We start from the raw sequence: 26501 nt of genomic DNA, 5'->3' as shown, positions 1-26501 counted from the left end.
GTGAGTTTTATCAGCGACCTTTTTACAAAAAAATCCGACACGTCTCTAAAGAAAGAGTTGAAAAATATATTAGGCTTTGCGCCTGATAATTTTAAGCTCTATAAAACTGCACTCACACACCGATCGGTGAGTGAGAGTGTGGATGAAAACAACGAGCGGTTGGAATACCTTGGCGATGCTATTCTCAGCGCCATTATCGCCGACTACCTGTTTCGCCGCTATCCCTACCATGGCGAAGGCTTTCTTACCGAAATGAGAAGCAAAATGGTGAACCGTCAACAACTTAATGACGTTGCCGTAAAAATGGGGCTCAAAAAAATCACCCGGTTCAATAAACTTGACAATTGCCTCAGGGCCAGCCATATTTTTGGCAATACACTGGAAGCCCTGGTAGGCGCCATTTACCTCGATTACGGCTATAAGAAAACCTGCCGCTGGGTGTTAGATTATATGATCAGCCCCCACATGTTTATGGACGAACTGGAAACCCTTGAGATCAATCACAAAAACAAACTTTACGGATGGGCCAATAAAAACGGCAAGGCTTTAGAGTTTGTGATCGTTAGCGAAAAAATTGAAAATGGCCGCCGCCTATTTAATATGGCCGCGGTGGTCGACGGAGAAATCATATCCCAGGGAAGCGCTTTTAATAAAAAAGACGCCTCTCAAATTGCCGCCAATGAAGCGCTGACCACGCTTGGCATTACTACTTCAGAATCTGTCTAATTAACAAAGCCTGCTGGTGAGCATGGCAGAACTCCCCGTTTTTAAGTAGCTTTACGGCTATGCCAATTGACGCTCCAGTTTATATGGACTATAGCGCCACCACACCCTGCGACGATAGGGTGGTGGAGGAAATGATGCCTTATTTTAGAACCTATTTTGGCAATGCATCTAGTCGCACGCATGCTTATGGCTGGCAGGCCGAAGCCGCGGTTGACCAGGCGCGCGAGCGGGTTGCAACGCTTATTCAGGCGCAGCCGCGGGAAATTATCTTTACCTCCGGCGCTACAGAAGCCTGCAACCTGGCGCTACGCGGTGTTTTTGAATTATATGCGGTGAAAGGCAATCATATCATTACCGTGAAGACCGAACATAAAGCCGTATTGGACACCTGCAAAGCGCTGGAAAAGAAAGGCGCTGCCGTTACTTATCTCGACGTGAATGAAGAAGGCATTGTGGATATAGCTGCGCTTGAAAAATCAATCCGGCCGACAACTGTGCTGGTCGCCGTGATGCTGGGAAACAATGAAACAGGCGTTGTACAGCCGCTGAGCGCAATTGGCGCCATCTGTAAAAAAAATAAAGTTCTACTGTTTTGCGATGCAACGCAGGCGGTGGGAAAAATACCTGTTGCGGTTGATGATTTGCAGGTAGACCTGATGGCCTTTAGTTCGCACAAAATGTATGGACCAAAGGGTGTGGGCGCGCTCTATATCCGCAGCCGCAACCCGCGGGTAAAACTATCGCCGCAAATAACCGGCGGCGGACAGGAACAACAAACCAGGAGCGGCACTTTGAATGTGGCCGGCATTGCAGGATTCGGCAAAGCCTGCGCTCTGTGCCACGAAGAAATGAAGGAAGAGGAAGCCCGATTGAAGGCGCTTACCACCCAATTAAAAAAAGGCCTGCTTCAAATTCCGGGCGCACAATTGAATGGAGATAAAGCCGCCAGGTTACCCCATATTCTCAACATCTCTTTTCCACCACTCAACAGCAGCCTGTTATTATCAGCCCTGAATAAAACATTGGCCTTATCCTCGGGCTCTGCCTGCACGAGCGGCAGCCTCGATCCCTCGTTTGTTTTAAAAGCTATGCAAATAGAAGACGGCCCTGCCCGCGCCGCTTTGCGTTTTAGCCTGGGCAGGTTTTCGACGGAAAGCGAGGTTGATGTTGCCATTAAGGAAGTAACCCAAAAAGTAACCGGGCTAAAGGCGCAAATCCCCTCCTAACGGGGTAAGCAAATGCGTCGTTAGTCAACAACCAACAAACCAACTGTCACATTGGTAAAGCCGTCGCAGAAAGTCTCGACAGCACATCTGTTTTCCAGAAGAATTGTATTAGCGCTTTGCAAAGCCGTGGTTACCGAAGTGTTATTGCTCAACACAATTGTCTTCTGGATATTCATGTTTTTATTGATGGTTCCGAGATAGCGCCCCACGCCGATTCTTGACCAGGTAACAGTGATATCAAGGTTATTGACTAAAGGAATGCCGATCGGCGCACCTGAGCCGGCCTGGCTCACCACGGAAGCGTAAACACGATTGGCATTACACATGAATGTGGTATTGGTAATTTCGCCGGCGTCGAGCACATTGTTGCGATTCACATCCAACCCATAATTGATACGGTTTCCGCCGCCTGCGCAGTTAACTCCGATGGGTTCTGCAACAACACTTACCAGGCTATTATAACCGTTCGTGCCTCCTCCGCCTGTTCCGGCAGCGCCGTTGCAAACGTAAGTGGAGCTAGAAATTTCATTGTTATCGAGTAAATTATTTCTATTTTGATCCAAACCAAAATTGATTTTTTTACCACCGGTGGCACAATTTCCGCCATTGGGCTCATTGACCACAGAAACCACACTATTGAAACCGCTCGAACCCTCCCCTCCTGATCCCGGAGCGCCGTTGCATATATATTTTGTATTTTGTATTTCAGCTGCGTCGAGCGTCCCATTGCCATTTTGGTCGATGCCGGTAACGGCTTTAAAGCCGCCTTGCGGACAGTTAGAGTTGGGGCCAGCAGGTTCGGCGATAAAATCTACCAGGCTTATTTTCCCGTCGGCGCCATCAGCGCCATTATTTGATTTTGAGCAGTTAAGTAAAAGAACAGTTGATACGATCAAGAATAGAGCACCGCGTTTCATTTTATGAATGTTTTGATTACAGCATTAAATTGGTTGGTGCCACAAAAATAATTCCGCCAAATTAAAATCATGTTATTTCGTGCGATAAAGTGAAAATAAAAGGTCGTAAATAAAAACTAACCCCTTAAAACACACAATGTTGTCGAGCAAAAGCAAATGGGGTTCCCTGTTCCGCATTGCGGATTTTGCACTTTGCCTAAATCTGTTACCTTCGTGGCCTAACATAAATACATCAATATGAACGCGATTTGGAAAGAATATCAGGACAACAATAAAGACCGGTTTTTAAATGAAATGATGGATTTGCTGCGTATTCCGTCGGTTAGCGCTAAAAGCGAACATACCGCAGATATGCTGAAATGTGCGGAAGCTGTAAAATTGTCTTTGCTCAGCAGCGGTTGCGACAAGGCTGAAGTGATGGAAACCGAAGGCCATCCGGTCGTTTATGGCGAAAAGATTATTGACCCCTCCAAGCCCACCGTATTGGTGTATGGCCATTATGATGTGCAACCGGTGGAGCCGCTCGAGCTTTGGGAAACGCCGCCTTTCGAGCCGACAGTAAAAGACGGAAAAGTATTTGCCCGCGGCAGCGCCGACGACAAAGGCCAGTTTTATATGCACGTGAAAGCGTTGGAAACAATGGTAAAAACAAACACCATGGCCACCAATATCAAATTTATAATTGAGGGGGAAGAAGAAGTGGGATCGCCCAACCTGGGAAAATTTATTGCCGGCCACAAAGAATTATTAAAAGCCGATGTTATTTTGATCAGCGACAGTTCGCTGCTGAGCATGGAAAACCCTTCTCTGGATACCGGCGTGCGCGGATTGAGTTATATTGAAGTGGAGGTCGAAGCAGCCGCCCGCGATTTGCATAGCGGCACTTACGGCGGTGCGGTGGCTAACCCGATCGTTATTTTATCGAAAATGATCGCCAGCTGCCACGATGAAAATAATCATATCACCATTCCCGGCTTTTATGACGATGTGCAAACATTTTCGGAGGAAGAGCGGGCGCTAATCAACAGTGCGCCGTTTGATGAAAAGGAGTATAAAGACGAAATAGGCATTAAGGAGCTTTGGGGAGAAAAAAATTACAGCACTTACGAGCGCACCGGCATCCGACCCACCCTGGAGCTAAATGGCATTTGGGGCGGCTACACGGGCGAAGGAGCGAAAACCGTGCTTCCGGCAAAGGCGACTGCCAAAATTTCTGCCCGCCTGGTTCCTAATCAAACCAGTGAAAAAATAACCGAACTACTGCTGGCTCATTTCAGGAAAATTGCACCTTCTTGCGTTACCGTGAATGCTTTTGAACATCATGGCGGCGAGCCCTATGGCACTCCTATTGACAGCAAAGGTTACCAGGCGGCAAGTAAGGCCCTGGAGACTACCTTCGGTAAAACGCCTATTCCGATCAAAGGCGGCGGCAGCATTCCTATTTGTCACACACTCGAAAGTGAATTGGGCATTAAGATCATTTTTATGGGCTTTGGCCTGGACAACGACGGCCTGCACAGCCCCAATGAAAAATACAATATTGAGAATTATTACAAAGGCATTGAAACCATACCGTATTTCCACAAATTCTTTGCGGAGTAAGGGAGGCAATACGTCTTTCAATTAACGATATTTCTGCACTGCTATTTTTTCGGCAAAGCGGGAAACAGCGATTTGAATACTTCCAGGTCGGCTAAGTTTTCAAGCGCTTTTTCCCCGTCCTGCAGGAGCATCAGCAACTCGCTGTCAATGGCTTTTTGATGCGCTGCAGATGCCTGGGGCTGCTTTTTTAATTGCTGCAACATCAACACCAGTTTCTGCATGCAACTCATATCAGCTTTGCAATACTGCCTATACTCCGTCATCACCTGATAAAGCAAATCCTTAAAGTTGGCACTTTGCAAGCTTACCCAAACATTGCCGTCCTGATCTTTTAAAAACTGGTTACCATCGCGCAAGTGCATTTGGATGGAAAACAATTCGGTCAAATAATCGATGGTGGTGATGGCCGTCGCCGGATCATTGATGCCCGGAGACATAGCACGGATGCCTATTTCCGAGATTTGCTTAAATCCCAGTAAATAATTTTCTTTTATATTTTCCCCGCGGCGGTCAATAATAAAGCAATCCTGACAGTGGTTCAACACGTCGTCCTCCAACTTTTTATCTGACAAAAAAAGCAATTGATCCTGCAACACAAAACTGCCCTTTAATACAACAACATCAATTTTTGCCTGATGATCCGCTGCCACGTTCAACAGGCGGCCTTCATTAATTTCTCGCAGATACCCGGATTTTGTCGAATGGTGCGGTTCCCGGATTTGTCCGTTGAAATGTGCATCACCCACATTTTTATCATCATGCTCCTGCTTTTTTTCCATCCTGGTGCGTGTATGCGAAAAAATATTGGACAATATATTTTGCACCTGAATTGATTTTGAAATGGAGTCGATAAAATAGATGAAAGAGAACAAACACACCACAGTGAACAGCATACCCAATAAAACCGAAAAGCCGGGAAGGTGGTATTGATTAGAGGTCGGCTTTAGCCCGATAAGTACGACGGCGCAGTAAAGAATGCACCCTAAAAAAAGGCCGATGATATACTGGTGCGATTTCACGGATATCAGGCTGGGCAATACCCGCGGTGAAAAATTACTTCCCGCCTGGTTCAGCAACAGCATCACCATCGAAAAGCTGAAAACCAGGATAGAAAGGACGCCCGCGGAAAATGTACTTAATAAAGTTGAAGCGGTATCATAATTATTGACAACCAAAAAGGGTACTTTGTCAATCAAAAATTCGGAAATACCAATGGACTCCAAATAATACATAAACACGGCCAGCACGACGCCGCCCACACCCATCATGGCCGGTATGAAAACAATGTTGTTACCGATGTTTTTCAGGAAACTGGCAATTCGAAAGGTGACGGTTTTTAAAGTACTCATTAGGTTCAAAGTTAATAGAATCTGTACCACATTTGAGGCCTGTCATCAGGATCAAAAATAGCGCGCGTGGGTTTTAGGCGTAGAGACAGTAAGGCAACAGGTCCCAAAGAACGAGGAGTTAAAATGCGGAAAAATTGCAATCTTTGTTGGCATGGAAAAGGAGAAATTACGCCTCGATAAATATTTGTGGTCGATCCGGCTGTTTAAAACCAGGCGGCTCGCTACTGATGCTTGCAACGATAACCGCGTAAAATATCAGGAAGAATCGGCCAAGCCCGGAAAAAATGTGCATTTGGGCGATATTTATGATGTGCGGACGGAAGGGCGAAAGTGGCGCATAAAAGTGACCGGCCTTTTGCATACCCGCAAAAAATATGAAGAAGCTATAAAATATTATGTCGATCTGACACCGCCCGAAGAACTGGAAAAAGCCAAAGTGCAGGCCGCATCATTCTACAGCGGAAAACGCCTGAGCAAAATCGGCCGCCCCACCAAAAAAGAGCGCCGCGACCTGGACGACTTTATGGACGGCGAATAATATATAATTTTGAATCATCAGATGAAACGTTCATTATAAAATTTTTTATCACACAGAGGAATGAAAATTTTATACCTGATAAGTTCCCTGCCCGAAAGTTCAGGCGGGCATCCGACCCATAAAAACATAAAAAATTTACGAATGAAACCAACTGGGTTAGCGGTACTACCAGTCTAAAGAAAAATAATTAACGAATGAAAATTTTAATAGAAATACCAGATGACAAAGCACCTGCGTTAATGGAAGTGTTGAATGATATTTCTTATGTAAAAACGAGTGTCCCCCCGTCTGAGAAAAAGAAAAAAAAGCAAAAAGAGTCCCGCCTTTTGCGCGAATTGAGGCAGGCTGTGGAAGAAGTAAAATTGATTGAAGCCGGAAAAAAGAAGGGTCGTCCCGCAAGAGAATTATTAGATGAGCTATAAGATCATTAGCATGCATTATTTGATAAGCAAATAAAAAGGCTTGCTAAAAAATATATCTCTTTAAAAAAAGAATAACGCATATTGTCATAAAAAACAAAACTGTCTACCTGCTTTCTATTACGATAAATCGGAAACAGAAAATATTACGCCTCATCAATTGAAAACGCTGCTACGCCTGCTCCCGTAATCATATCTACTCGCCCAAACCATACGTTGCGGATGGTTTAAGATTAAATGCAAACCATCGACCATACACGAACCCGTACAACGTACATTTTTACGCCGTACATTTGTCCTTATGCACATCGATATCCTTACCGTTCTTCCCGAATTATTAGCCAGCCCCTTCGAGCACAGCATCATGAAACGCGCTCAGGAAAAGGGTTTGCTGACCGTACAAACCCACGCCTTGCGCAAATGGGCCGTCAATGAGTACGGCCAGATAGACGATTACCAATATGGCGGGGGCGCGGGCATGGTGATGATGTGCGAACCGCTTGCCAATGCGATAGAAGAGCTGTCGAAAGAAAGGGCCTACGACGATATAATCTATCTCACGCCCGACGGCGCCAGGCTCGACCAGAAAATGGCAAATAGCTTTTCTTTAAAACATAATTTATTATTGATCTGCGGCCATTACAAAGGTATTGATGAGCGCATACGCCAGCAATACGTTACCAAAGAAGTGTCTATCGGCGATTACGTTTTAAGCGGCGGCGAACTGGCGGCGGCGGTATTGGTAGACGCTATCGGCAGGTTGCTGCCAGGCGTTTTGGGCGACGAAACTTCAGCACTAACCGATTCATTTCAGGATCATTTACTGGCGCCGCCGGTTTATACGCGCCCCGTTGATTTTCGCGGCCATCGGGTGCCCGATGTACTCATGAGCGGCGACCATAAAAAAATAGAAGACTGGCGCTACGAACAATCCATCCAGCGAACAAAAGAAAGACGGCCGGATTTGCTTGATTAGTAGCGCCGCCTTTTGCTGGCTTTCCTAAGAGTGGGTTATGCTTTTATTAAAAAATACGGTACGCAAATTTTGCATCTATAGACGGATATATCATACCCTCGCTTCCACCCTTTCCAATATTACCCCCGTAGCCGAGCCCCACATGTGTATTAAACAACCATTTATTACTGCGACCGTAAGCACGCTGTAAACCCCAATGAAAATTGATCAATGCTCCCGGGTTAATCTGCGCTGTATGAGGCGCTACCTTTATTTTTAACCCGAAAAAGTTTCCTGAATTGTTGGCGATTATCTTTCCTTTGACATCTCTTCTTGAAAGATTATAGTAAAAGCGTGGATTGACTTGCATGTAAAGCGCCGGGATCCAGCTTCTGCTGTCGGCTATGATATAAGCAAAAGTGTAGTTATAAATTTCGTAGCGTCCGCCTATACCGGCACCGAGATCAATGGAAAATTTTCTGCCTAACTTAGCTTCGTAAGCTCCTCCAAAGCCTCCCAAACCGGCTTCTACTTTTGGCAAACCTTGGACGGAGGGCTTTTGTGCTGATGTTGCAAGAGAATTTAATAAAAACAGCATGCTGATTCCCGATATGAATGCAGTTCGTTTTTTCATGGTTGCTATATTAGGAGTTAAAGAAAAAAGCCTGGTTAAATAACCGGGCTTTCAAACTTAGATGCAATTTTAAAAAAAGTATTTGTTAGAAAAAATTATATTTTTCCCACCATCTTACCGGGTACCACCCACTCATCAAATTCTTTGGGGGTGAGATAGCCCAGTTTCACGGCCATTTCTTTGAGCGTGCTTCCCTCTTTGTGCGCTTTCTGCGCGATTTCTGCAGCCTTGTAATATCCTATTTTGGTATTTAAAGCCGTCACCAGCATCAGCGAATTGTCAACATGCTTTTTAATATTTTCCTTGATAGGCTCGATACCAACCGCACATTTATCATTGAATGAAACACAACCATCGCCGATCAGCCTTGCGCTGTGCAGAAAGTTATAGATCATAACCGGTTTAAATACATTCAGCTCAAAATGCCCGTTGGCGCCGCCGACGCTAATCGCAACATCATTTCCCATCACCTGCGCGGCGATCATGGTCAAAGCTTCGCATTGCGTGGGGTTCACCTTGCCCGGCATAATCGAAGAACCCGGCTCGTTGTCAGGAATATAAAGTTCGCCGATGCCGCTGCGCGGCCCGCTGGATAACATGCGGATATCATTGGCAATTTTCATCAAACTAACCGCTACGGTTTTTAAGGCGCCGTGCGCTTCAACGATTGCGTCGTGCGCGGCGAGCGCCTCAAATTTATTATCGGCCGTTTTAAATGGCAGCTTCGTCAAACGCGCAATTTCTGCCGCCACATTTTTGTCATAGCCCTCCGGCGTGTTGATGCCTGTCCCCACAGCGGTACCTCCCAACGCCAGTTCACTCAAATGCGGTAATGTATTTTTAATAGCCTTCAGTCCATGATCGAGCTGCGACACGTAGCCGCTTAGCTCCTGCCCTACCGTAAGCGGCGTGGCGTCCATAAAATGCGTACGGCCAATCTTTACCACTTTCATGTATTGCCTGCTTTTCTTCTTCAGCGTATCCCGCAGCTTTTCAATACCCGGAATGGTAACTTCAGTCAGGATTTTATAGGCGGCGATATGCATTGCTGTCGGGAAAGTGTCGTTGCTGCTTTGGCTTTTATTTACATCATCGTTGGGATGTAAAAATTTTTCTTTATCGGTTAGCTTGCCGCCATTGAGCACATGGCCGCGGTAAGCAACCACTTCATTCACGTTCATATTGCTCTGCGTTCCGCTACCGGTCTGCCAAACCACGAGCGGGAACTGATCGTCGAGCTTACCGTCCAAAATTTCATCACAGGCCTTGCCAATTAATACCGCTTTATTTTTGGGTAATACTTTTGCTTTCTGATTGGTGATAGCTGCCGCCTTTTTCAGGTAAGCAAAGGCTTTAATAATTTCTTGAGGCATTTTGTTAATGTCCTGCGCAATTTTAAAGTTCTCGATCGAACGCTGGGTTTGCGCCCCGTAGTAGGCTTGTGCCGGCACTTTTACCTCGCCCATGGTGTCTTTTTCAATTCTGTATTCCATAATCGTTACAATTTTTTGAGATGCAAACAAAGGTATTGTTTAGACGCATTCGCAGTAAAATAATTTTCCGGCCGAAGCGGAACCCTTTTTTCGGCATAGCGGTTGCTATTAAAAACGTATCAAACCGCCAAACGTGTTAAAATATTTCCTTATCATATTATTCGTTTTATCCGGATTGATATATTACGCAACAACGGTAATGAATTTTAAAACGAAAGCCGCTCCTTCGGAAGCTACGCCTTTGGCAAACGGCCCCGGTTCGGCAATTCCGCAGCCCGATACGGTTTCCCGGCTTTTGAAATTTCCGGCGGAAAACGATTCCAGTATAAATGTGATGGCGGTAGTTGATTTTGCCGAAACGCTTTTAGGCGTGCCTTATTTGTATGCTTCGAGCGACCCTGCCAAAGGCTTTGACTGTTCGGGGTTTATTACCTATGTTTTTAATCATTTTGGTTATCAAGTGCCGCGCTCTTCTGTCGACTTTACAGACAAAGGCCGGCAAGTGGCGCCTGCGAATGCAAAAAGAGGAGACCTCATCTTATTCACCGGAACGGATTCTGCTTCGCTGATCGTTGGACACATGGGCATTATTACAGACAATACCGACAGCCTGCGATTTATCCATTCCAGTTCGGGAAAAGCCAACGGCGTTACGATCAGTTCGATGACCAGTCACTACCAGGCAAGATTTGTCAAAGTTATCAATATCGAACGCGGCTTGTAGCCATTTTGAGCAGCCTGCATCTATTATCGCAACGTCAATGCAATAATAGTTGGCCTTTCTGCAACGAGGTAGTAATTATAAACGCTCAGACCACCCGGCCGCACGCAACCTTGGTATAACTTTGCTTGTTATAATAGCGAATCATGGAAGCAAAAGAAAAAATAAACTGGACCGTAGAAGGCATGGATTGCGCTACCTGCGCGCTCACTATCAATAAATACCTGAATAAAGAAGGAGCGAAAGATGTACGGGTCAATTTCGCAACGGGCAACGTGAGTTTTGAAAATAGCGGAAGCGCGCCGGTCGAAAAAATATCTAAAGGCTTAGCTGGTTTGGGATACAAAGTGGTAAACAAATCCGCCGCGCCCTCACACGGCCACGATCATTCGCATGAAGAAAAGCAATCGGGCTTTCTCAAAAATAACCAGCAACGCTTTTGGTTCTGTCTTCCTTTCACCCTGGTATTGATGCTGCACATGTTTCCCGCCATGCACGACAGCTGGCTGATGCAGCCTTATGTGCAGCTCCTCTTGTGTTTGCCGGTGTATGTTGTAGGCACGTCTTTTTTTGGTATAAGCGCCTGGAAAAGCATTCGCAATGGTATGCCGAATATGAATGTTTTAATCGCTATTGGCGCTACGGCCGCATTTATTTACAGTTTGTATGGTTTAATCACCGGGCAGCATGCTTATATTTTTTTCGAAACAGCCGCGACCGTGATCACGCTGGTTTTTCTTGGAAATTATGTGGAAGAACGAGCGGTTCAATCTACCCAGTCCCAACTGAAAAAGCTGGCGGAAACACAGGTGGTAATGGCCAACATGATCGCGTATGATAGTGATCACAATGAAAATGTATTTCCGGTAGAAAGCAGCGCCCTGCGGACAGGAGACCTTATCTTGTTAAAAAGTGGCGAACAGGTTCCAACGGATTGTAAAATTTTATGGGGCGACGTGAGCGTTAATGAATCTATCATCACAGGGGAGAGCGTGCCGGTTTCCAAGGGAAAGAAAGCAAGGTTGATCGGAGGCAGTATCATTACCGACGGAACAGCCAAGGCCCAGGTAACCGCGGTCGGAAACGACACCGTACTTTCGGGCATCATTCACATGGTAGAAGAAGCGCAGGGTGAAAAACCGCCGGTACAACAAATGGCAGATAAAATAAGCGCGGTCTTTATCCCGGTGGTATTGGGAATTGCAGCGCTAACGCTCATTATCAATTGGGTGGTATTAAAAGACTTCACACCGTCGTTGATGCGCGCCATCGCTGTGTTGGTGATCGCCTGTCCCTGCGCGATGGGTTTGGCGACGCCTGCGGCAATCGCAGTTGGTTTGGGACGTGGCGCCCGCAACGGAATACTTTTTAGAAACGCTACCAGCCTCGAACATTTTAAAGATATCCGCCAGGTCGTCTTTGATAAAACCGGCACATTAACCACCGGAAAATTTTCCATTTCAAATTATAAAATATTAGACCCGCGCATTGATGAGGCGGCATTTAAACTGCTGGTTTATTCTTTAGAAAAGTATTCCAACCACCCGATCGCCAAAGTGTTTGCTAAAGAATGGAAGGCAAACGGAGAAATCCGCTGGCAAAAAATTGATGAGATCAAAGGCGAAGGCATGCGGGCTTCCGATAAAGGCGGCAACGAATACCGCGCGGGCTCCTACAAAATAGCAGCGCACCTGACCAAAGATGACACCCATAATATCTATGTGGTTGAAAACAATCAATTGATCGGATACATTGATGTTGTTGACGAATTACGGCCGGAGGCGAAATCAGTTGTGAACTATTTTCACAGTAAAAACATCAAAACCATTTTACTGAGCGGCGACAAAAAAGCAAAAGCCGAACATATCGCCGGCATATTGGGTATTGACGAAGTGATCGCAGAAAAAAAGCCGGAAGAAAAACTCGCTATCGTAGCTAAAAAGAATGCTGAAGCGCCCACAGCGATGGTGGGCGACGGCATTAACGACGCACCTGCTTTAGCGCAGGCCACCATTGGTATCAGCATGAGCGACGCTTCGCAGATCGCCATGCAAACAGCTCAGGTGGTATTGATGAACCATGGTTTGAAAAACCTGCCCACTGCTTTGGGCCTGGGCCGGCATACTTATAAAACAATTAAAGAAAATCTCTTCTGGGCCTTTTCTTATAATATCATCGCCATTCCCGTGGCAGCGTTAGGGTTCTTAACGCCTCAGTTTGGCGCGTTGGTGATGGCTTTCAGCGATGTGGTGCTGGCTTTAAACAGCGGCCGGCTGGCTATAAAAAAGGTGAAATAGAAAATGGACATTAGCACATCGTCGCTAATCCGGTTTAGCTTTGGATGTAATTTTTCGAATAAGCAACACGGCTACAACCAGCAGTAGTAGCGGTATAATCAAGAAATAAAAAGCGTTGACACCGCCAATGCGTCCAAATAAAATCCCCACCATCCTGGATCCCAGCGTGCCGCCCAACGCCGAAAAAATGATGATCAGCCCTGACATGGGAGCGTGAAGATTTTTTGGCAAATGGCTTAAAACCGTCGAATTAAGCAACGGATAAATTGGCGCTATAAATAACCCTATAAAAGGAAGCGCAAAACCAATCGCCGGCACCTGCAATACGCTGGTAAGCTGACCTAAATTGGCGCTTGTACGAATGGCGGGCAATACAATTAATAACAACCCACCCGAGGCAAGGGCGCAGGCGATAACAATATGAGACCAGGAAATCCGCTTCGCGAGCCAGCCGGCGATAAACCTGCCCGCCGCAAGCGAAATGGCCAACAGGGAAGCCATTTGCACACTTAGCACTTCTGAAAACGAGAATATCTTTTCATTGAAGCGAGGCAACCAGGTCATAATCCCCTGCTCAATCATCACAAAGAAAAAGGCAGCGCAAATAAACACCAATACCAGTGGCAGCGTTAATAAGGCGAGCGAATTTTTTATATCGGCCCTCCAATCGCTTGTCACTGTTTGCTTTGGAATGCGAACCCCCGAAAAAAGCAGAAATAAAATTGATATAAAGATCAATACGCAAAGCAGCAGGTAGACGTTCAACCAGGACCGCTCGTTTGCATCATCATAAAAGGCGGGAAACAAAAAATAGGCGCTGGCAATGCCGACCATAAAAAACCCTTCAATTGAACTCATCAAAGCAGCATGTTGACGGGGACCGGAAGTGACCACACCTACCAAACTATACACCGATAATTTAATAAGCGCGAAACTTACTCCAACCGAAAGAAACATCAGCTTGGCGCCCCAAAAACTGTTAGCAAAATACATTCCGAGGCATCCGGCAAAGACAAGCGCCAAGGCCACCAACATCGCTTTTTTATAGCCGATCCTTGGTAAAAAAGATGCGACAAAAAATGAAACAATAGCGATTGGCAAATCCTTAAAGGCTTCCAAAATGGAGGCCGCCCTTTCATCAACGCCATATACGTTGATAGATTTTGCGATTACAATGCCGACGCTGTTCAAAAGAATCGCGAAAACGAAATAATTTAAGTAAAGTGAGACTTTTATTTTCCAATTTGCATTCATCATTCAATAATAAAGCCCGAAGATGCAACATGAAAGGCATCTCCGGGCTACTCATTAAGAAAAACTAATATCCGGGATTTTGAGAAAGATTAGGATTCACAGCGATCTGCTGGCTTGGGATCGGATAAACCAAAGTCTTAGGATCCGGATCAGCGGCCTTCTCTTGCCAGGCCTGCAAAAATTTCCCAAAGCGAATCAGGTCTTGCCTTCTCCAACCCTCCCAATACAATTCTCTCGCCCGCTCATCTAATAAATTGTCTAAGGTTAAAGAAACGAAAGGAGTCACCCCTCTGTTCAGGCGGATGCTATTCACCAGCGTTAACGCTTCCAACGCAGTGCCGGCGCCGCCTCTCAAAATCGCTTCTGCCTGCATCAACAGCACATCAGCATACCGATACACCACCCAGTCGTTATTGCGCTGCCCCGTAACGCCATAATCGAAAGCATATTTCATAGGCCTGATGCCTGCTGTTTCCAGCGTCGCGCCCGAAGTTCGGATAGTTACTTCCCGTGTAAATATCAATGGCGTGTTGGCGGGGTTCCGCGCCTGTAGCGGTTCATTGGTGCTCCAATTATATTGCTGGCCGGCGAAAAAACCAACATTCTGCCTGTTATAACCTTTACTTCTGTTAGACGTAGTGTCTGCCGGATAATTATAATAGATGCCTCTCCGTTCATCGTTGGCGGCAAACTTGTCATAATAATCGGACAACGTGCACCAGCCATTCCAACCGCCAGGCCTCATATTGTAGTGGGCAATCGTATTCCAGGTCCTGTCGACATTGCCGCCCCTTTCACCGTTTTTGTTAAACAGGGTAAAAATATTCTCCGTTGACTTTGTATCGTTATCGGGAGCAAAGTTGTCAAAATATTTTCCGGCCGCCGAAACGCTGTAAAAGCCACTGGCAGTTATCTCTTTGGCAAGCGTGATCACTTTGTTCATGTCTTCCGCAGCAAAAGTGGGCGCCTGCCGGTTTAAGAACGCTCCTTTATTGAGATAAAGTTTCATCAGTAATACTTTGGCCGCGTTGCGGTTGGCAACATACGCTGATTTGGTGTCGCTGTTGGGCAGCTGCGCGATAATTTCATTGAGTTCTTTTTCAATATATTCAATGGCCGCCTGCGGTTGCAACACTTCGGGCGCAATTCTAAAATCTTCCAGCGAAGCGCCCTCTCTTATGGGGGCAACACCATACAAATCGAGCATATCAAACATAGCCAAAGCACGGATAAAACGGGCTTCCGCGCCCTGTTGCTGGCTCGGGCTAAAACGAAGCACATTGGTGGCATTATATATGGCGGTGCCCAAACTTACAAACGTGTTGTTCATATAACCATTGTCCGCATTCCAGGTATGCAGATGAATGGCGCGGTGCATCCCATTGTCATCCCAGTCCCCGCCCCGGGTTGGCGCCATCGCCGCATCGGTCGATATCTCCTGCATCACCCAGCGTTGCTCCTGCTGGTAGGGTGTGTTGAGCGATGTGTACGCGGTAATAAGCAATCCTGCCGGATCAACGTTGGTGGAGCCTTCCTCCAGCTCGCTTTTAAATTCTTCAATCAGTTTGGTGCAGGAAGCCCCTCCTGCTACCAGCGCACTGAAAAGTATGAGGTATAATAATGATTTCGATTTCATGTGTTTATTTTTTGTGCCTGCGTGGAGCAGGCCGTTTGTTAATGATGTGATGGAAGATCTTTCCGAACATATCCCGAAGTAAAAATTCGAGTTGGATCGTTTCATCTCATTCATTGCATTGCTTTAAAAAAATATTCTCTTAAATGACTTATCAGTTTTTACAATGAGAAATTAATGCCCAGCAATATGGTGCGTGCCGGCGGGTAAGGAAGATATTCAATTCCCAAAGACGGAATACCATTCGTTGTTCCATCCGTATTGACTTCCGGATCAAAACCCGTGTACTTCGTAATAATAAACAGGTTCTGCCCCGTAAGCGATACGTTGAAATTCTTAAAGGTATTGCCGATATCACCCACTTTATAACTCAATGTCAGGTTGGCCATTTTAAGATAGTTCCCTTTTTCAAGATATCTTGTAGATGGCGAAGCCGAGTTGGAAGTCGACTCCTTCACATCGGTATTAAAGAAGGCGCTGCCGATATTTCTAAGCGATAAATTGCTAAGCCCCAAAGTGGTCGCCGCTGTATTATTGAAAAGATAATGGCCCATAGCGCCATTCATATTGGCTCCCAAGCTGAACTTTTTATACGTAAGATTAGTAGATATCCCCAACAGCGTGGTAGGGTTTGGACTATTGGCATAAAACTTATTGATCGCCGGATCGTTGCTACTGCTGATGCTGCCATCCGCACCGCGATACATACTCATTCCTGTTTGCGGATCAATTCCTTCATGAATTGCGAGGTACCACACATTGAGCGGCTGGCCGTTTACCATGCGCTGGCCCAATACACCCGAAAACCCTTGTCCACGCAGGGCGCCGGTTTCATAATAACCCACAAGGCCGCTTACGCTGTTTTTCAAAAACGTGGCATTACCGGTGAGATCCCAGGTCCAGTCCTGATTTTTAATAATGGTTCCTGTAACGGCAACTTCAACGCCCTTGTTCACAATTTCTCCATCAAGATTCACCCAAATACGTCCGGAAGGAGCCGGCTGGGCGAGGGTTTGCTCGAACAATGCATCGGTCGTTTTTTTGTTAAAATAATCTACCGATCCATAAATGCGGTTATTCAATATAGCAAAGTCAATACCTGCATTGATGGTGGCCGAAGTTTCCCATTTCAAATCGGGATTACCATAGTTTGCCTGGCTAATACTTTGGTTGCCAAAAACAAGTCTGTTGAGCGACGCCCCGGAAGGAAACTCCTGGTTGCCGGTAGTACCCCAACCCAGTCTTAATTTCAACTGATTTACATTCCGGTTGGCTTTAAGAAATGCTTCTTCGGCAATATTCCAGGCTACGGCAACAGAAGGGAAAATCGCATATTTATTATTGATACCAAATTTGGTGGAGCCATCTCTTCTTACCGTTGCTGTTAACAGATAACGGTCGAGATAATTAAACCCGCCTCTTAAAAAAAGCGACTGTAACTGGTTGGTCGGACTGCGGTAAGATGCGATATCACGCGTAGAAACCGGCGAGTATTGTAAATAGTCAAAATAATCGAGCCCCAGATCCCGGAAGCCGCCGGCAAAACTAATATTGTTATTAAACGTATAGTCGAGATACTCATAACCAGCCACCGCGTTGATGCTCCAGTCATCACTCACATCTTTATTAAAAGACAGGGTATGCGTCATCTGCTGGTTGGTTTCACCATTATTAGAAATGAAAGCCTGCTCATTGTTCACCGCAGAAGGATCAATGATCCCGGCGCGATACATACCATTCCTGGCGCCGGTTTGCCGCATTACACTATAAGCAAAACGATATTCGAGATCATCGGTAAATTTATAATAAGGAGAAAGATTAACCACCATTGTGTTAGTCACCGCCAGATCTTTAAATGCTTCAATGCTGGCTAAAGGGTTTCTGGTAGTGGTATTAATAAAGGTAAGATTACCTTGGTCATCGCGCAGCGGACGCGTCGGGTTCCACTGCAGCGCCTGAGAAATTACATTTCCCTGAGCCCCCACGCCCACGTTGATCGGCGCGTACCTGTTGTTCATTTGGGTTAGGAATAAAGAGAAGTCAAGCCCCAGTTTCCTGCTTTCTAAAAACCGGAAATTACCGGTAAAGTTGGCCGTGTATTTTTTTAACTGCGAGCCCACAATAATTCCATTTTGATTGAGATAGCCACCCGACAAACGGTATTTGCCATGCTCGGTTCCCCCTGCCACATCCGCGTAATAATTTTGAGTGACGGCGTTGCGGGTAATTTCTTTAAAAGCATTCACATCGCTGCCAAAGTCGGCATTGGCCGCTTCGGAAGGCGTGTAATAATTGAGCGCTTCTCTAAACCTGCCGGCATCCAGCACATCCGGATATTCGCGCATATTGGAAAACCCTGCTGACGCGCCGACTGAAACAACAGGTGGCCCTACCTTTCCTTTTTTTGTGGTGATAATAACGACGCCGTTTGCACCACGCGACCCATAGATGGCGGTAGCAGAAGCGTCTTTCAGGATGTCCATGCTGGCTATATCGCCCGGATTCAGATAGGTAAGCGGGTTACCTCTGTCGGATGAAAAATCACCACGCCCTTCCGGCAGCGGGGAGTTTCCCGACATGGGTATTCCGTCTAAAACAAACAAAGGATTGTTGCTGGCCCTGATAGAAGAGTTCCCTCTGATGCGAACAGTTACCGACCCGCCGGGCTGCCCGGTATTATTGATTACCATAACACCCGGCGTCTTACCTTGTATTAATTGATCCGGATTGGTCATGATGCCTTTATTAAAATTTTTCTCGCTGATGGTAACCATAGATCCCGTCAAATCCTTTTTCCGGGCGGTTCCGTATCCTATCACCACCACTTCATCGATCATCTGCGTGGCGGCTGTTAAAACCAAATCAACAACCTGCTCTTTTCCGTCTGCAATCGTTACGGCTTGTGTGTTTTCTGTGTAGCCCACAAAAGATCCGGTCAGGGTGTAGGAGCCGTCAGCAAGATTGGCGAACGAAAAAGCGCCATCGCTTCCTACTGAAATACTTTCATTTTTTTCGACAAGTACGACGGTCGCGCCTGCAAGCAGCTCGCCCTTGTCGTTGGACACCTTACCACTGATGCGTCCGGTCTGGGCATTACTGTCTGCAAACAAAACCAGCAGCAGAAACAGCATTAGCAGCCTGCCCAGCCGCACATTTCGCCTGGTTAATAACGGTGGTCTTTCCATAATAATTGAGTTTAAGTTTTTAAGAAAAAAAAGATTCATTGGCAAAACATTTACATATTAAAAAGCGCCAGACGGTTTCCAATTACGGCCGCCATCAGGTGCTGTATTTCATTTTCAGGTACACGCCGTTTGTCCATCCAAAACCTTCCTGGTTGGGGTATTCGCCTCCTAATGATTTATAGTCATCCACCGGATATTTTTCCATGAGTTTCCCGGTTTGCGTGTAGTGGTGCTCCACATTGTGCATCCAGTTTTTTTTAATGGCCTTCGCCAGATCAAAATCCTCATAACGCAATGCCGACAGATAGCCCACCCATTGCAGTGGCGCCCAACCCTTCGGTGCGTCCCACTGATGCTGGGTAGCGCTTTGCGTGGTAAGCAATCCGCCGGCTCTCAGTAAATTTTCTTTTACAAACCGCAGCACTTTTTCTGCCCGCGGGCGTGGGCTCACGCCCACAAAAAGGGGAAACAGCATCGCCAGGGTGATGGCTTCGGTTGAACATCCTTTTTTCAAATGATAATCTTTATAAATCGAGCACGAATCGTCCCAGAAGTATTTTTCTATAGCTTCAGTCCGATGGCTTACAATCTTTTCAAATTTTTGCTTCATCAATTTATTTCCGGCCACATCATAGGCGTCCAGCAGGGTCTTCTCCATGTAAAACATCATGCAATTCAAATCAACCGGAACGATATCCACCGTACAAATACTGTGCAGATTCTTTCCATCGGCCAGCCAACGACTCGAAAAATCCCATCCGGACTCACAGGCCGCGCGGATATTTCGATAAAAATTTTCTTTATCACTGGCCAATTTAAAGGCTTCAAGGTCGAAAGCGTATCCCTCCGGCCTGGGGCGGTTTTCCGTATCCCAATAGCGGTTGAGCAGCGCACCACCGTCCATTTTGACAACATGCAGGTTAGCGTCGAACGCTTCATTTAGCGCCTCTTTACCTTTCATCCAAAAGGCATATTCTTTTTCGAGCGCGGGCAAATATTTTTTCAGGATAGCAGCGCCCTTCGCTTCCTCAAGCAACCTCACCATGGGCGCGTAAAACGGGATTTGCGACCTGGTGAGATAATAAGTACGCGTAGCATTGGGCACGAAGCCGATGCTGTTGATCAGATAAGTGAAATTATCGACCATATGCTCCACCATCTTCAAACGCCCGCTTTGCATAAGCCCCAACATGGTAAAATAACTGTCCCAATAATAAAGCTCGTTAAAGCGGCCGCCAGGCGCAATGTAGGGCCTGGGTAGCGCGATAAGCGACCCGCGGTAGCTGGTATGGCTCCTGGTAAGGCTATCCCATAAATTGATAATATAATCTTCTATTGTGCGATTGATTGAGTTGTTTGCAGATGCAGCGTATTGAGGCAGCAGAAAGTTTTCGTTTACGAAGCGGGTAAGGTCAAAACCGGGTTGATTTTTTTTATTCGAATATTTAGCTTCAATAAAGGGTAGCGCATGTAAGGGTTCAGCATCGGGAAAGATTTTCTGATCACCAAAAATATACTGGCGTTGCACATCGGCAAAAAGTACGCCCTGAGCGTAATGTTGTTCGGCAGCAATCATAGTTTCAATTTGATGGTCTTCGGGGTGACGCCCGAATTTGGTTTATTGCAAATCGTTTTCATAACAAAAATCATATTCCTGCGCGCAACCAAATACAACCCTATTCATTTTTTCTTGAACTATATTAACCGTTTTTGATATTTTTAAAACTGAATCATGAAAATCGAATATGAAATCATAAAAGCGGACCCGGGAAGTTCTTTTCGGCTGCTGCATCATAAAATGGTAAAAAGCGCGGATTTTATCTGGCAGTTTCATTATCATCCGGAATACGAAATCGTATTTGTGCCCGATGGAAATGGCACGCGCCATGTAGGCAACCACCTTAGCACCTATCGGCAGGGCGACCTGGTTATGATCGGCAGCAACCTGCCTCACGCGGGGTTCGGATTAAACGCTACCGGCTGGCACGAAGAAGTGGTGCTTCAGTTGAATCCCTCCAATATGCCGTTTCGGTTTAACGAAATGAGCGCCTTGGAAAAAGTGCTGGGTCGGGCGAGTTATGGTCTTGCCTTTTTTGGCGCAACCAAAAAAGAAGCGGGCAGCATGATGTTGGCCATGGTAAACGAAAAGCCGTTGAGGAGGCTGATCCTCTTGCTCGAACTTTTCGACCTCCTGGCTCATTCAGATGAATATGTGGTGTTGAACAAAACGATCGTTTCTCCCAATCTGCTTTCGAAGCACAAAGCCCGTTTACAAAAGGTTTTTGACTTCGTGGAAAAGAATTTTCAAAATCCCATACCGATCCAAAAAATTGCCGAAATGGTCGGTTTGTCTGTCCCCTCTTTCTGCAATTTTTTTAAAAAGACTACACAGATAACGTTTTCTGAGTTTGTCAACCAATACCGCATTCAGAGAGCCTGCATATTATTACACCAGGAAAACAATGTTTCGGAAGTAAGTTACGCCTGCGGATTTAATAACGTTACCTACTTCAACCGCTTGTTCAAACAAATCATGAATGAAACACCATCTGATTTCAGAAATAAATCCCTGGGCCTCAAAGCGACCCAGTGAATGGCGCTGGAAGTATTTAATTAAGGAATCATCTGGCGGAGGTCGCTATTTTTAGTTGTACTTTTGAAAGGTGTAATCAGCACAGCATGACTTCTACTGCACGCGAAACGCTAAAAAAATATTTCGGCTTCGACGATTTCAGGCCCATGCAGGAAGAAATTATCGAAACTTTCCTGAAAGGCAGCAATGTGCTGGCCCTGATGCCCACCGGCGGGGGCAAGTCTTTATGCTACCAGGTGCCTGCCCTCGCCACCGACGGCCTTTGCCTGGTTATTTCTCCGCTGATCGCACTGATGAACGACCAGGTTCAAAATCTCCGCCGACAAAATATTACCGCCTTCAGCATCCACACGGGCATGCAGCGCCGCGAGGTGATCAGCATTCTGGAAATGGCAGCGCATAGCAACTGCAAATTTTTATATGTTTCTCCCGAGCGTCTCGAGACGGCTCTGTTTAAAGAATTTTTGCCGGCCCTGGGCATCAGGTTTATCGCAGTAGACGAAGCCCATTGCATTTCGCAATGGGGCTACGATTTCCGGCCGCCGTATTTGCGTATTGCCAACCTGCGCGAAGCGTTGCCGGGGGTTCCTGTTATCGCGCTTACCGCCTCGGCTACGCCTGTTGTTCAGCAGGATATCTGCGACAAACTGCTCGTCGAAGGAGAGCCCCCGTTTAGAATTTTCCGGCAGTCTTTCAACAGGCCCAATCTTTCTTACAGTGTTTTTAAAATAACTTCCCGCATTCACAAGATCGTGAATGTGCTAAGAAGTGTTCAAGGATCGGCGATCGTGTATTGTAAAACCCGGAAAAGATCTAAAGAAATTAGCGAAATGCTGAGCGCGCAAGGCCTTGAAGCAGACTTTTACCATGCGGGGCTGCCAACAGAAGAGCGCGCCAAGAAACAGGAACGCTGGGTCAAAAACCAGGTAAGGGTGATCGTTTGCACCAACGCCTTTGGCATGGGCATCGACAAACCCGACGTGCGCGCTGTCATCCACGCAGATTTGCCTGACTGCCTGGAGAATTATTACCAGGAAGCCGGCCGCGCAGGGCGAGATGGCAAAAAAGCATTTGCCGTATTGCTATACGACGACGCAGCCATAGACGAGTTGAAATCCCTGCCGGAGATCCGCTATCCTGATGTAACTACGATTCGAAATGTGTATAGAAATGTAGTCCATTATCTTCAATTGCCGCAGGGAGAAGCCCCCGGACATAGTTATGATTTCAATCTGAAAGATTATATCAAAAAATTTTCGCAGGATATTCAAACTACTTTATATGGCTTAAAGGCGCTCGAACAGGACGGTTGGCTCAGTTTTAATGAACAGGTGTTCAGCCCTTCTACCCTTCGTTTTCATATTTACAAAGAAGATTTATATGAATATGAAAAGAAATTTGCAGACTACGAACCTTTGATCAAAACGCTTTTGAGAACCTATGAAGGCATTTATGATTATCCCGTTTATATCTCGGAAACTTTTATCGCCCGCCGGCTCAACTTTGACGTAGCGGTTATTAAAGAACAGTTGCACAAACTGCATGCGGATGGCGTCATCATTTATCAGCCTCAAAAAGATGAACCGCAGGTGATGCTGACGAGGACGCGCATCAAAACAGATTTGCTGACGATCAACCGCGAAGAACACGAAAAGCGCAAGAATATTTTTACAGAAAGAATCCAGAAAATGATCGATTACGCCACCGATGTTTCTGAATGCAGAAGCAAAACGATCGGTCATTATTTTGGAGACACGGCGCTCAACGATTGCGGTGTCTGCGACAATTGTTTACAACGAAAAAAACCATCTTTATCAAACGAACACTTCACCGCCATTACGGCTGACCTGAAAGCTGCTTTGACAAAGCCGTTGACGACCGAAGCCGTCTTTTCTCTTTTAAAAGAGCACCGGCGGGAGCATATCTGGACCGTCATCAATCATTGGGTAGATGAAGGATCCATATTTATCGAACCGGACGGCAAAATATTTTATAAGCAAGGCTAGACGGCCGGTGCAGCAGGCTTAGGATTGTTTCATAAAATCAAAAGCACCTTTCCTGAGATGAATTTTATATTCCAGCCAGGCTTTCATACAAGCTAAAAAATTGGCCCAGCCTTCAGTTTGTCCGATAGCCCATTTGACACCCGCTTCATCAAGTTGATGCCCTGCCTCGGCAACCCGGACAATCGTGTCATTTTCCTGCATACTTTCCAATTCAATCGTTACTCTTGATTTTGGGTCCCATTCGAACACGATAGTTTTGTCTTGGACTATTTCCAAAACCGAGACCGGATACGAACCCTCAAACTCTGGAAAAGACCAATGGAGCGACTGGCCCTGCTCCATTCTTCCCGATCCTTCGGCAATAAAATATTGCTTCATCATTTCAGGATTCACAATTGCCTCAAATACTTCCCCTACCAGCTTTTGAATTCCTATGCTTGCTTTTGCGACTACTTGTTGCTCCATCTTATCTTTTTTCGTTTAAAAATTGTTTAATCTGTAGTGTTGTAAAATTAATGAGCTCATTATCAACTCGTCCATTTTCATCGGCCATCATGAATGAACCATGGCCGGCGGGAAGAACCATCATTTTAGAATCGGGGATCAAACGCTTCAATTCAACGGTATGTTCGGGCTTTACAACATCCCGGTCACCACTCATCAGAAAAACCGGCGCTTGCATAGATTGTAAGACCAAATCCTCCCAATCTTCGAAATGGATCATCCGCTGACTGTCTTTTTCAAACATGTTATTAAGCCGCTCCAATGCACCAGGATTCAATTGTAAAAAATTTTCTTGAAGGTACGCCGGCATATCATTGATCGTCACCTGATTCATGGCCTCAAAAAAACCATCGATCATGCCATTGCGTTTCACGACAGCCGAAGCGGCTATAACGCGATCTGTCTTTTCCGGAAACAGGTGCGCAATTTTCAGCACCGTGGTAGCGCCGTTGCTAAAGCCAAAATAAGAAGAGCGTTCAATTCCCAACGCATGCAGCAACGCCACAACATCCCTGGCGTCCTGCTCGAAAGTTTCGGGCGTTTGCCGGTGGCCCGATTTGCCATGATTTTGGAGATCCATTCCAATCAATTTAAAATCACCGCTTAGCCGCTCAATCATTTCAGAAAAATCTAACCGGATTGAGGAACCACCGCCATGAACCAACGTGAGTGGCTGGCCGGCGCCATACACTTCATAGTAAAGCTTAATACCATTAATATCTTTATAACCGCTTTCGCCGGGTTTCATCAGTTTATTTTTTGATAAGATGATAATTCAGGCCAATGGCGCCGTTGACAAAACGCCTGGTCTCTGAAATTTTTAGCTGCCTGCTACCCTCAAATTTTGATGACCAGCGAATGCCATTCCCAAACATCACCGGGTTTACAAAAAGCCAATAATCATCAATCATGTTTTGCGCCATTAATGCGCCTGCTATCGACGGGCTTCCAAATATGACCATTGCTTTCCCGGGCTTGGTTTTCAGTTGCTTTATGCTATCGATAAAATCATCTGCCAAAACGAGGCCCGAAGCGTTCTGCATAGTTTTCGAAACTACAATTTTCCGGGCCTGGTTATACCAATTTGAATACCGGATTTCGGCACGGGTGGCCGCCGGCTTTTTTGCTGCGCCGGGCCAATACTGCTCAAGCATTTCATGGGTTACTCGGCCGGATAAAATCGTATCGGCTTCCGAAGCAATCTCGACTACACAGGCCAGGTTGTCCTCGGCCATTTCAAACTTGTCAAGGCTTCCATTTTCGCTGGCTACAAATCCGTCCAAAGAAATATGAACGATTAATTTAAGTTTTCGCATGAGCGCTATTTCAGGGAATGCAAACCGAAGGAATTGCCCTCCGAGTCTTTACAAAGCGAACAAAATCCATATTCCCCAATCGACATTTTTTTCTGGAACACCTGGCCGCCGGCGGCTTCCACCCTGCTTTCTTCAACAGCACAGTCTTCACAGCCAAAATAAATAACGGTGTTGCCGCCTCCGGCTTTCATCCCTTCCATTTTAACGAGGGTGCCCGAAGTGCCGTGGCTTTGCATATCGCCGGGAAAAGATTTCATTTGCATCGATTGGTCGGTGGGATTAGACATTTGCTCAAGGTTTACATTGAGTACGCTTTCATAAAAGCGGGTGGCTCGTTCCATATCGTCCACATATATTTCGAACCAAACAACCGGGTTAAACTTTTGCTTTTCCATAATGATTATTTATTTCATTCAAAAGTAAACAGACAAATGCCCCCGCGACTTGTCATTTGGCAAGAAATATAACCAGGCCATCACGCTACTGTTCAGGTGGCTGTTCCCGAAGCTTTCAGGAGTTCTTTCCTAATCCTGCTCAACGAAGTATCGGTTACGCCGAGGTACGATGCAATTTGCTTGAGCGGCACGTGTTGGATGATTTGAGGCTTTTCTTTAACCAGCTTGAGATAACGGTGTGTTGCCGTTTCTGTGATCATATCCAGCGAGCGTTGCTTTAATGCAAAAAGTTGCTGCGTAAACCAAAGCCTGCCCCATTCACTAAAACCAGCGACCTTATGATAAAGTATTTGGAAGGCGTCAAAGCTGATCTTCCATAGGGTACAATCCGTCAGCGCCTGCAATGTTTCCTGCGAAGGTGTCCGTTGAAAAAGCGACGCCGGTGCGATTACCAGTTCGTCGTCGGTAAAATATTCTGTGGTTATTTCACTATTGTTGTAATCATAGACAAACGCTCTGATCAAGCCTTGTTCTAAAATATAATATTCGTTGGCGACTTTTCCTTTTCTCAGAAGCACTGCTCCTTTTTCAAACACCACTTTTTCATGAGCCGCCGCGAGGGTTTCAATATCCTGGTCGGACAGTAGCGGATGATGGTAAATCTTTTTGAAAATAGCAGACATGGCAACGAAAATTTATCGAAAATAAAATTTTACTTTTTGGAATCCTTGTTTCTGC

The 26501-nt window shown here is 45.9% G+C and carries 23 protein-coding genes; 10 read left to right on the top strand and 13 right to left on the bottom strand.

Annotation, left to right across the window (positions count from 1 at the left end; genetic code table 11):
• Both rnc and ABDK00_RS02525 read left to right on the top strand, forming a co-directional pair.
• A complete protein-coding gene (gene rnc, locus ABDK00_RS02530; protein WP_346238304.1) occupies positions 1-726 on the top strand; it encodes a ribonuclease III in 726 nt (241 codons plus the stop codon).
• A 59-nt stretch (positions 727-785) separates the two neighbouring features.
• Positions 786-1952, top strand: coding sequence for a cysteine desulfurase family protein (locus ABDK00_RS02525; RefSeq protein WP_346237934.1), 1167 nt, complete (start codon positions 786-788; stop codon positions 1950-1952).
• Between the two features lie 20 nt (positions 1953-1972).
• On the opposite strand, the gene ABDK00_RS02520 is transcribed toward ABDK00_RS02525, so the two are convergent.
• The gene (locus ABDK00_RS02520) at positions 1973-2869 is read right to left on the bottom strand and encodes a DUF7151 family protein (RefSeq protein ID WP_346237933.1); all 897 of its coding nucleotides are present in this window, start codon (positions 2867-2869) and stop codon (positions 1973-1975) included.
• Between the two features lie 237 nt (positions 2870-3106).
• Between ABDK00_RS02520 and ABDK00_RS02515 the strand changes: the two genes are divergently transcribed.
• Complete coding sequence (locus tag ABDK00_RS02515) at positions 3107-4471, top strand: dipeptidase (RefSeq protein WP_346237932.1); 1365 nt, start codon at positions 3107-3109, stop codon at positions 4469-4471.
• 41 nt (positions 4472-4512) lie between these two features.
• Here the strand turns inward: ABDK00_RS02515 and ABDK00_RS02510 are convergent, their stop codons facing one another.
• Positions 4513-5820, bottom strand: a complete 1308-nt coding sequence (locus tag ABDK00_RS02510) for a DUF2254 domain-containing protein (protein ID WP_346237931.1) — start codon at positions 5818-5820, stop codon at positions 4513-4515.
• Between the two features lie 151 nt (positions 5821-5971).
• On the opposite strand from ABDK00_RS02510, the gene ABDK00_RS02505 reads away from it, so the two are divergent.
• The 3 genes from ABDK00_RS02505 (at position 5972) to trmD (ending at position 7753) form a co-directional block, all read left to right on the top strand.
• Positions 5972-6358 carry an RNA-binding S4 domain-containing protein gene (locus ABDK00_RS02505; RefSeq protein WP_346237930.1) on the top strand — a complete coding sequence of 129 codons (387 nt, stop codon included), beginning with the start codon at positions 5972-5974 and terminating at the stop codon, positions 6356-6358.
• 194 nt (positions 6359-6552) lie between these two features.
• Positions 6553-6780: a hypothetical protein gene (locus ABDK00_RS02500; protein WP_346237929.1), complete on the top strand. Its 228-nt coding sequence runs from the start codon at positions 6553-6555 to the stop codon at positions 6778-6780.
• Between the two features lie 298 nt (positions 6781-7078).
• Positions 7079-7753, top strand: coding sequence for a tRNA (guanosine(37)-N1)-methyltransferase TrmD (gene trmD / locus ABDK00_RS02495; RefSeq protein ID WP_346237928.1), 675 nt, complete (start codon positions 7079-7081; stop codon positions 7751-7753).
• Positions 7754-7799: 46 nt separating this feature from the next.
• On the opposite strand, the gene ABDK00_RS02490 is transcribed toward trmD, so the two are convergent.
• Positions 7800-8366, bottom strand: coding sequence for a hypothetical protein (locus tag ABDK00_RS02490; RefSeq protein ID WP_346237927.1), 567 nt, complete (start codon positions 8364-8366; stop codon positions 7800-7802).
• A 95-nt stretch (positions 8367-8461) separates the two neighbouring features.
• Complete coding sequence (fumC, locus tag ABDK00_RS02485) at positions 8462-9859, bottom strand: class II fumarate hydratase (RefSeq protein WP_346237926.1); 1398 nt, start codon at positions 9857-9859, stop codon at positions 8462-8464.
• 199 nt (positions 9860-10058) lie between these two features.
• Here fumC and ABDK00_RS02480 point away from each other — a divergent pair, with 199 nt between their 5' ends.
• Positions 10059-10583, top strand: a complete 525-nt coding sequence (locus tag ABDK00_RS02480) for a C40 family peptidase (protein ID WP_346237925.1) — start codon at positions 10059-10061, stop codon at positions 10581-10583.
• A gap of 143 nt (positions 10584-10726) precedes the next feature.
• Positions 10727-12877, top strand: a complete 2151-nt coding sequence (locus tag ABDK00_RS02475) for a cation-translocating P-type ATPase (RefSeq protein ID WP_346237924.1) — start codon at positions 10727-10729, stop codon at positions 12875-12877.
• Between the two features lie 24 nt (positions 12878-12901).
• On the opposite strand, the gene ABDK00_RS02470 is transcribed toward ABDK00_RS02475, so the two are convergent.
• The 4 genes from ABDK00_RS02470 to ABDK00_RS02455 all read right to left on the bottom strand — a co-directional run bounded on the left by ABDK00_RS02470 (position 12902) and on the right by ABDK00_RS02455 (position 20525).
• Positions 12902-14134 (bottom strand): MFS transporter, encoded by a 1233-nt coding sequence (locus ABDK00_RS02470; protein WP_346237923.1) that lies wholly within the window; start codon positions 14132-14134, stop codon positions 12902-12904.
• A 61-nt stretch (positions 14135-14195) separates the two neighbouring features.
• A complete protein-coding gene (locus ABDK00_RS02465; RefSeq protein ID WP_346237922.1) occupies positions 14196-15767 on the bottom strand; it encodes a RagB/SusD family nutrient uptake outer membrane protein in 1572 nt (523 codons plus the stop codon).
• 158 nt (positions 15768-15925) lie between these two features.
• Positions 15926-18949: a SusC/RagA family TonB-linked outer membrane protein gene (locus ABDK00_RS02460; protein WP_346237921.1), complete on the bottom strand. Its 3024-nt coding sequence runs from the start codon at positions 18947-18949 to the stop codon at positions 15926-15928.
• A 94-nt stretch (positions 18950-19043) separates the two neighbouring features.
• Positions 19044-20525 (bottom strand): trehalase family glycosidase, encoded by a 1482-nt coding sequence (locus tag ABDK00_RS02455; RefSeq protein ID WP_346237920.1) that lies wholly within the window; start codon positions 20523-20525, stop codon positions 19044-19046.
• Positions 20526-20681: 156 nt separating this feature from the next.
• On the opposite strand from ABDK00_RS02455, the gene ABDK00_RS02450 reads away from it, so the two are divergent.
• Together ABDK00_RS02450 and ABDK00_RS02445 are read left to right on the top strand one after the other, a co-directional pair.
• A complete protein-coding gene (locus tag ABDK00_RS02450; protein WP_346237919.1) occupies positions 20682-21542 on the top strand; it encodes an AraC family transcriptional regulator in 861 nt (286 codons plus the stop codon).
• 86 nt (positions 21543-21628) lie between these two features.
• A complete protein-coding gene (locus ABDK00_RS02445) occupies positions 21629-23548 on the top strand; it encodes an ATP-dependent DNA helicase RecQ (RefSeq protein ID WP_346237918.1) in 1920 nt (639 codons plus the stop codon).
• Positions 23549-23566: 18 nt separating this feature from the next.
• Here ABDK00_RS02445 and ABDK00_RS02440 read toward each other — a convergent pair whose 3' ends face one another.
• The 5 genes from ABDK00_RS02440 to ABDK00_RS02420 all read right to left on the bottom strand — a co-directional run bounded on the left by ABDK00_RS02440 (position 23567) and on the right by ABDK00_RS02420 (position 26446).
• Positions 23567-24013: an SRPBCC domain-containing protein gene (locus tag ABDK00_RS02440; RefSeq protein ID WP_346237917.1), complete on the bottom strand. Its 447-nt coding sequence runs from the start codon at positions 24011-24013 to the stop codon at positions 23567-23569.
• A gap of 1 nt (position 24014) precedes the next feature.
• Entirely contained in the window at positions 24015-24800 is a 786-nt protein-coding gene (locus tag ABDK00_RS02435) for an alpha/beta hydrolase (protein ID WP_346237916.1), read from the bottom strand.
• A 4-nt stretch (positions 24801-24804) separates the two neighbouring features.
• The gene (locus tag ABDK00_RS02430; RefSeq protein WP_346237915.1) at positions 24805-25368 is read right to left on the bottom strand and encodes a dihydrofolate reductase family protein; all 564 of its coding nucleotides are present in this window, start codon (positions 25366-25368) and stop codon (positions 24805-24807) included.
• A gap of 5 nt (positions 25369-25373) precedes the next feature.
• Entirely contained in the window at positions 25374-25763 is a 390-nt protein-coding gene (locus ABDK00_RS02425; protein WP_346237914.1) for a VOC family protein, read from the bottom strand.
• A 92-nt stretch (positions 25764-25855) separates the two neighbouring features.
• Complete coding sequence (locus tag ABDK00_RS02420) at positions 25856-26446, bottom strand: Crp/Fnr family transcriptional regulator (protein ID WP_346237913.1); 591 nt, start codon at positions 26444-26446, stop codon at positions 25856-25858.
• Positions 26447-26501: the final 55 nt, after the last annotated feature.

Origin of the sequence: Niabella insulisoli (assembly GCF_039652435.2) — a bacterium.
Taxonomy (GTDB): domain Bacteria; phylum Bacteroidota; class Bacteroidia; order Chitinophagales; family Chitinophagaceae; genus Niabella; species Niabella insulamsoli.
Note: the sequence above shows the minus strand (reverse complement) of the source record. Positions and strands in the feature narration are given on the sequence as shown.